At 62.7% G+C, this 7,332-nt stretch carries 4 protein-coding genes; 1 reads left to right on the forward strand and 3 read right to left on the reverse strand.

Going from position 1 to position 7,332, the window contains the following annotated elements:
* Positions 1-132 precede the first annotated feature (132 nt).
* From NUV89_RS25900 to NUV89_RS25910, 3 genes are all read right to left on the reverse strand, one after another.
* Complete coding sequence (locus NUV89_RS25900; RefSeq protein ID WP_257783558.1) at positions 133-3,804, reverse strand: translocation/assembly module TamB domain-containing protein; 3,672 nt, start codon at positions 3,802-3,804, stop codon at positions 133-135.
* Positions 3,804-5,531: an autotransporter assembly complex family protein gene (locus NUV89_RS25905; protein ID WP_257783559.1), complete on the reverse strand. Its 1,728-nt coding sequence runs from the start codon at positions 5,529-5,531 to the stop codon at positions 3,804-3,806. Before NUV89_RS25905 ends, NUV89_RS25900 begins: the two co-directional genes overlap by 1 nt.
* 64 nt (positions 5,532-5,595) lie before the next feature.
* Positions 5,596-6,246, reverse strand: coding sequence for an N-acetyltransferase (locus NUV89_RS25910; protein WP_257783560.1), 651 nt, complete (start codon positions 6,244-6,246; stop codon positions 5,596-5,598).
* A gap of 170 nt (positions 6,247-6,416) precedes the next feature.
* Here NUV89_RS25910 and xthA point away from each other — a divergent pair, with 170 nt between their 5' ends.
* The gene (gene xthA / locus NUV89_RS25915; RefSeq protein WP_124528931.1) at positions 6,417-7,229 is read left to right on the forward strand and encodes an exodeoxyribonuclease III; all 813 of its coding nucleotides are present in this window, start codon (positions 6,417-6,419) and stop codon (positions 7,227-7,229) included.
* The last annotated feature ends 103 nt before the right edge of the window (positions 7,230-7,332 follow it).

The raw sequence follows: 7,332 nt of genomic DNA on the forward strand, positions 1-7,332 counted from the left end.
ATGATTGAAGTGTCCAAAATCATTAGGCCAGTTCAGCTTGCTCGCGAATGCGGTGGATCAGCCAATGAATCTGTTGACTGACACACCGTATTCGCGAGCAAGCCCGCTCCCACATTTTTTACTGTGTATGACTCAAAAGTCGCGTTTGTAGAAGATGTCCAACGAGCTGGCCACGCCACTCGCCACTTCCAGATACACCTTCTTGCTCAACAGATACCGCAGCGCAATCGTGCTCGCCGGTTCAAAGACCCCCACCCCGTAACGCAGGCTGAGCTTCTCGGTGATCTTGCCGCTGGCCACCACCGCCGTGGTCGTGCCGCTGCCTTGGGTGTCGAGTTCAAAGTCCTGGATACCCAGGTTCTTCGCCAGGTCCGACGTAACCCCCGCGCTGCCCATCAAGCCCAGGCCCAGTGCGGCTTGGGCGAGCATATTGTTGTCTTCGCCGGTGGTGGTCAGCGGACGCCCCAGCACCAGGTAGGAGAGCGCCTGCTCCTGGCTCATGGCCGGTTCGGAGAAGATTTGCGTGGTGGGCTGTTCGGCGCTGCCGCTCAGGCGGATACCGGCGATGATGTCGTCGGTCTTGCGGATCGCTTCGATGTCCAGGTACGGCTGGTCCAGGGGGCCGGCGAACAACAGGCGGGCGCGGCGCACGTCGAGCTTCTGGCCGTAGGCGCGGTAGCGGCCGTCGTTGAGCCACAGCTCGCCACGGGTGTCGAGGTTGTCGCCGATGTGCACATGGCCCTGCACCTTGGCGGTGAGGCCAAAGCCCGAGAAGTTGAGCTTGTCCTCGCCCACCACCACATCAATGTCCATCGCCATGGCCATCGCCGGCTTGCCTTCTTCGGTCTGGCTGCCGACGATCACGGTGTCATCGGACACCTTCACGGTGGACGGTGGCAGCTCACGCACGGTGATGTCGCCACGGGGGATCTGCACCTTGCCGGCGATGGCCAGTTTGTCGTCCTTGAGGCTGATCTTCAGGTCGGGCGCCACTTCCAGCACGGCATAGGGTTCTACCGTCACCGGCAGTTGCGCGCCTTGCAGGCTGAGGTCCACCGCCAGGGCGCGGCCCCAGTCGATCTGGCCCTTGAGGCTGCCCTGCCCGGCCTTGCCGCTACGCCAGGCGCCATTGAGCTGCACGCTCTCGCCGGCAATCAGCGCCTGCACGTTGAGGCCCTCAAGGCTGATGGGCAGTTCAGGGCCGGAAATTTCGCCGCCCACCAGGTTGACGTTGCCATTGACCAGCGGCGCCAGCAGGCCACCGGAGATACGCCCGTTGCCGTTGAGCTTGCCGCTGAGGGTTTCCACCATCGGCACAAACGGCCGCGCCACGGCGAGGTCGAGGCCAGCCAGGCTGAAATTGCCGGTAATCGGTTTGTTCTTCGCCAGCGGGTTGATCTGCGCCTGCACCATCAGTTCGCCGAGCTTGCCGCCGCGGAAGTTCAGCTGGGTGTCGATGCGCTTGGGGTTGAGGGTGGTTTCCAGCTTCAACGTGTCGTAGGGGAAGTCCAGCCACTGGTCCTTGTCCTTGACGCGCAAGGTGCCGCCGCTGGCGTCCACCGCGACCACGCCCTTGGGACCGCTGTCGGGCAGGTCCAGTTGCAGGTCGGCGTTGAGCTTGCCTTGCCACGCGAAGTCCTTGGGCAGAAACGCCGCCAGGCTGTCGATGGGGAATTGCTTGAGGTGGTAACGCAGTTTCGGCTCGGGCATCAGGCGCTGGTCTTCACCGCACAGGCTGGCGGGGCCGGACACCCAGCAGTGCGCAGAGAACGTCAGCTTGCCGTCAGCCATGCGCTCGATTTTCGCCGGGGCTTGCAGCTTCCAGTCCTGGCCACCGGTTTGCACATCACCGCTGGCCAGGCGCCCGCGCCAGTTGCCTTTGTCGAGATTGCCGTCCAACGCCAGGGCCAGCTTGAGCAGCGGGCCGGCGAGGTCGAGTTGGACCTTCTGGTTCTTGATGTCGCCGGAGGCGCTGGCGGTCAGGGTGCCGACCTGGGTGTCACCGGCTTGAATACCGCTGCCCTTGAGGTCGATCTTCGCGCGCTGGGCGCTGTCCAGCGTGGCGTCGAGGTTCAGGCTTTGCAGGCGATTGTCGGCAAACGCCAGTTGCTGGCCCTTGAGGCCGAGCTTGCCTTGCGGCGCCTTGAGGCTGCCGGCGACGTCGAGGCGGCCATTGATTTGCCCGCGCAATTGCGGCCACAGCTGGGCCAGGCGCGCGAGCTTGATGTCGATCTGCCCGGCCAGGCGTTGTTGCAGGCTGCCACTGCCGTTGATGCGGTTATCGCCCAGGCGGATGTCCAGGTTGGCCAGGGTCCATTGTTCGCCGGCGCCTTCGGCCTTGGCCGCAAGCACGGCGGTTTGCCCGCGCAGGCGGCCCTTGAGGTCGAGGTCGGCGTTCAGCTTGAGTTGCTCGTTCTTGAATTCGCCCTTGCTGCGCAGCGGCCCGGCGAGGGTACCGGGCAGTTCCGCGACCCAATACGCCGGGTTCAGCGCCGACAGGTCCAGCGCGGTGTCCCAGGCGATGCCATCGGCGAACTGCACGTTCAGGTGGCCTTCGGCCTTGCCTTGGCCGGCGCTGAGTTTCAGCTCGGGCAGGAAGATTTGCTTGAGGTCGCCACTGAACGGCGTGACCACGTTGAACTTGCCGGCCGGGCCGTCGAGGTCGGCCTTGAGGTTGCCCAGGTAGTTGCCGTCTTTATAGGAGATCTCGCCATTGAAGGTACGCAGCGTGACTTGCGGCTCATCGATCAGCGGATACAGGCGGTGCCAGGGAAAGTCCAGCCAAGCGATCTTGGCGTCGGCGCTGAAACCTTGCTGCCAATCCAATTGGGCCGTGAGCTTGAGGCTTTGTTTATCGCTTGCGGTCAGGTCCAAACCGGCGATCTGCGCGCCCTTGGCATCGACCAGGCCTTGCAGCAGCAAGTCCACCGGGCCTTTTTCCGCAGGCAGCACGGCCTTGCCCAGCAGTTGGTAACCGCTTTTCAGGTCGCCTTTGGCGGTGAGGTCCAGTTGATTGAGTTGCAGGGTGTCGGGCAGGTCGGCGCTGGCCTTGAAACCATCGGCGGTGATGTGCACCTGCGCCGGGAGGTTGTCTGCCAAGGGTTGCAGCTCGCCGCTGAGCTTGGCCGGCAGGTAGCCGCTGCTGTCGGCGTCGAGTTTGAGGGTCTTGAGCAGGTCGCCCTCGATTTTCAGGGCGACCTTCCACGGCGCGCCGCCTGGCGCGTAAGGCAGGCTCAGGTTACCGGTGGCACTCAATGGCCAGTCGCCAGTGGGTTGCAGCAGGCCCGCCAGGTCCAGGACCAGATCGTCCCGTTGCAGGTGCACGGAATCAATCTGCATGCCGGCGGCGGTCCAGTGCGCAGCCAGTTGCAGGCCCTTGAGTTCTTCGCTGCCGTTGAACAGCAGGCTGCCGACGCGAACGTCGCCCAGCTGGATCGCCACGGGCAGTTTCAACTCGGGCAACTGGATCGGCCCGCTGCTCTCCTCGGTGCTCGGCGGGAATTGCAGGCTGACCTGCTCCACGTCCAGTTGGTTGACACACAAGGTCATGCGCAACAGGCACGCGGGCGACCAATCCAATGTCGGCGCCTTGAGCTCGACGCGGCTGCTGTCCTGTTGCCACAGCAGGTGATCGGCGCTCCAGCGCCCACCCAAATGCCCCTGGAAATTCTCCACACTCAAGCCCGGCACACGGCCCAAGGCCCAGCGGCTGCCCGCCTGGGTGCCGAGTACCGCCCACAGGGCCAGCAACAGCCCGGCGAGGATCGCCACCACGGCCAGCCCCGCTATTTTCACACCACGCATCACAACTCAGGCCCCATGGAAAAGTGCAATCGAACGCCGCCCGGATCTTCGAGGGCATGGGCCAGATCGAGGCGGATCGGCCCCACCGGCGAAACCCAGCGGATACCGACGCCCACGCCGGTCTTCAAGCTGGGCATTTCCAGGGTATTAAACGAGTTGCCCTGGTCGATAAACGTTGCGATACGCCATTTCTCGGCGATGGAATATTGATACTCGGCGCTGAGGGCCACCATGTAGCGGCCACCAATGCGGTCGCCCCGGTCGTTCTCCGGCGACAGGGTCTGGTACTCGTAGCCGCGCACGCTCTGGTCGCCACCGGCAAAGAAGCGTAGCGACGGCGGCACCGATTTATAGCCATTGGTGGCGCTGCCGCCGACCTGGGCGCGAGCGAGGAAGCGGTGGTTGTCCCACAGGGTGGTCAGGCCTTTGACCATGGCTGTGCCGTAAAGCAGGTTGGTGTCGGAACCGAGTCCCTCTTTCGCGACCTTGGAATCAAATTGCAGGCGATAGCCGTTGTGCGGGTCGATGCGGTTGTCGCTGCGCAGGTAGGAATAACTGATGCCCGGCATCACCAGGTTGCTCAGGCCGGAGTCATTGCCCAGGCGATATTCTTCGCGCTGGTATTTGAGCGAGATCACCCGGGTCCAACCGCTGGGCAACTTGCTGTGCCATTCGGGGCCGAGGGTGAGCAATTTACTCAGGGTGTCGGTGTTGGCCAGTTCTTCATTCTGGTAGCCGCCGGCGAAGCGCAATTTGTCGGTGAGCGGCGGGTCCAGCGGCACGTCGTACCACAGGCCGACGTTCTGGCGCGGCGCCGACAGTTCAGCTTCCCAGCCATAACTGTGGCCCTGCGGGTTGACCCAGTGCCGGGTCCAGTTGGCCTTGCCGCGCGGGCCGACGTCGGTCGAGTAGCCCAGGCCCAGGCCCATGGTGCGCGGCTTGCGGGTTTGCAGTTGCACGGCCACCGGGATCACATCGTCTGTTGAAGCGGCGGGCGCGGCGTCCACGCGCACGCCTTCGAAAAAGCCGCTGGCTTGCAGGTTCTGGTTGAGTTCGGCGATCAGTTCGGAATCGTAGGGCGCGCCACTTTTGAACGGCACCATGCGTTGCAGCAGTTCGTCATCAAACGGCGTGTCGCCCTTGAAGTTGACCTGGCCCAAGGTGTAGCGCGGGCCGCTGTCGTAGATCAGTTCGATATCGGCCACGCCCGCCTGCGGGTCCACCGCCAACTTTTGGCTGGTAAAGCGCCCGCTGAAAAAGCCGTAGCGCGAGGCCTGGTTCTGGATCAGACGCTTGGCGTCTTCGTAATGGCCGTGATTGAGCACGGCGCCGGATTTGAGGTCGTCGCTGGTGGGCACGCGAAACGCCTTGAGGTTGGCGGCCTGGCCGTCCACCCGAATGGTCACGTTACGCAAATGCACCGGCTCGCCGGGGTCGATGGTGAGGATCAGGCGCGGGTTCTTGCCGCCCTTTACGTCACTGTCGATCTGTGGCTGATAGAAGCCCAGGGCCTGCGCCGCTTTGCGCGCCTGCTCCTCGGCGCCACGGCTGAACCGCAGCAACGCTTCTTCATCACGATCGCCCACCCCGCCGATATAGCCTTCGATATTGGCTTTCAACGCGTCGTTTGAGGGTTTGATCCGCACGTCCAGTTCGCTTTGCGCCAAGGCGCCGCAGCTTGTGAACAGCAGGATCAAGCCGCTGGTACATCTTCCTGGAAACTTCATAGGCGGGGATGCTACACGAGCCGGGGAGTTTCTTTGAACCCGGATTTATCTGAATAATTCTGGATCAAGGCGTTGCAGCATGTAACCGCTGTGGATTGGCGTGGAAAAACACATGTTCCAGGATCGGTCCTACGGCAACTTCACCGATCTCCTCGTAGCCCTGGCGTTTATAGAATTCCAGATAGCGAGAATTCCCTGTGTCCAATACCACGCCGGACGAGTGCGGGTCTTCGGCACACCAGTTGTGCACCGCCTCCAGCAGTTGCTCACCGTAATGCTTGCCCTGGAACTGCGGATGAATGCCCAGCAGCGGCAGCATGTGCACCGCCTCACCGGGCAGGCACGCCAACACCGCGTGATGGTAGTCCAGGTAACGCCGCGTACCGCGCACGCCGGTGCTCAGCCACATGCGCAGTTGCCAGGCCCAGCTCTCGGTAATCCCCAGGCGGCGTTGCGGCGGCGCAATCAGGGCGATGCCGATCAGGCGGTCGTTGAGGAACAGGCCAATGGCGGGCAGCTTCTGGAAGAAATGCTGCTTGACCAGTTCACGCACAGTGGCGCGCACGCGTTGTTCATAGCCTGGGCGTTCGGCCTCGAAGATGTAGGCGAACGTCGGCTCATGCCGATAGGCCTGGTACAACAGGGAGCGGGCCTCGCGGGAATAGCCGCTGTTGAGCAGGCGGATTTCGGCGGGGGCAGTGGACGTGTCCGGCATACAGTTGATCTCCCTGGGCGCCACTGAAAAGGATGGCGTTCTTATGGGTACGAACCTACGCGACTCCAGTCGTTCCCAGACATTAGCAGTGCAAGTGCCCTACCGCCACGCTGGCCCCCGTCCGACTTGTCGGCTAGCATCGCCCTTTTGCCAGGACTGGACTGCCGACCATGAAAATCGTCTCCTTCAATATCAACGGGCTGCGCGCCCGCCCTCATCAGCTGGCGGCACTGATCGAGAAGCACCAACCGGACGTGATCGGCCTGCAAGAAACCAAGGTCCATGACGACCAGTTCCCCCTGGCCGAAGTGCAGGCCCTTGGCTATCACGTGTACTACCACGGGCAAAAAGGCCACTACGGCGTTGCCCTGCTCTCGCGCCAACCGGCGTTGAGCCTGCACAAAGGTTTCGCCAGCGATGAAGAAGACGCCCAGCGTCGCTTTATCTGGGGCACGTTCGCCGACGAAAACGGCAACCCGATCACCATCATGAACGGCTATTTCCCACAAGGTGAAAGCCGCGACCATCCGACCAAGTTCCCGGCGAAGAAACGCTTCTACGAAGACCTGCAGCAACTGCTGGAAAGCCAGTTCAGCAATGACCAGCCGTTGGTGGTGATGGGCGACATCAACATCTCCCCGGAAGACATCGACATCGGCATCGGCCCCGACAACGCCAAGCGTTGGCTGAAAACCGGCAAGTGCAGCTTCCTGCCGGAAGAGCGCGAGTGGATGGCACGCCTGAAAAACTGGGGCCTGGTGGACAGCTTCCGTCACCTGAACCCGGACGTGGCCGACCGTTTCAGCTGGTTTGATTACCGCAGCCGTGGTTTCGAGGATGAGCCCAAGCGTGGGCTGCGGATTGACGTGATCCTGGCGTCCAACGGCTTGCTGCCACGGGTCAAGGATGCGGGGGTGGATTATGAATTGCGGGGGTTGGAAAAGCCGTCGGACCATGCGCCGATCTGGCTTGAGCTGAGCTGATCCCAAGTTGTACCCAATCTAACTGTGGAGCGGGCTTGTGTGGGAGCGGGCTTGCTCGCGAATGCGGTGGATCAGTCAAAAACTAATTGCCTGACACTCCGCT

Source organism: Pseudomonas sp. 18.1.10 (assembly GCF_024655625.1).
Taxonomy (GTDB): domain Bacteria; phylum Pseudomonadota; class Gammaproteobacteria; order Pseudomonadales; family Pseudomonadaceae; genus Aquipseudomonas.

What these genes read in the sequence shown, in the direction of transcription:
- xthA (WP_124528931.1), top strand. Translation starts at nt 6,417, where the DNA reads ATGAAAATCGTCTCCTTCAATATCAACGGGCTGCGCGCCCGCCCTCAT.
- NUV89_RS25905 (WP_257783559.1), bottom strand. Translation starts at nt 5,531, where the DNA reads ATGAAGTTTCCAGGAAGATGTACCAGCGGCTTGATCCTGCTGTTCACA.
- NUV89_RS25900 (WP_257783558.1), bottom strand. Translation starts at nt 3,804, where the DNA reads ATGCGTGGTGTGAAAATAGCGGGGCTGGCCGTGGTGGCGATCCTCGCC.
- NUV89_RS25910 (WP_257783560.1), bottom strand. Translation starts at nt 6,246, where the DNA reads ATGCCGGACACGTCCACTGCCCCCGCCGAAATCCGCCTGCTCAACAGC.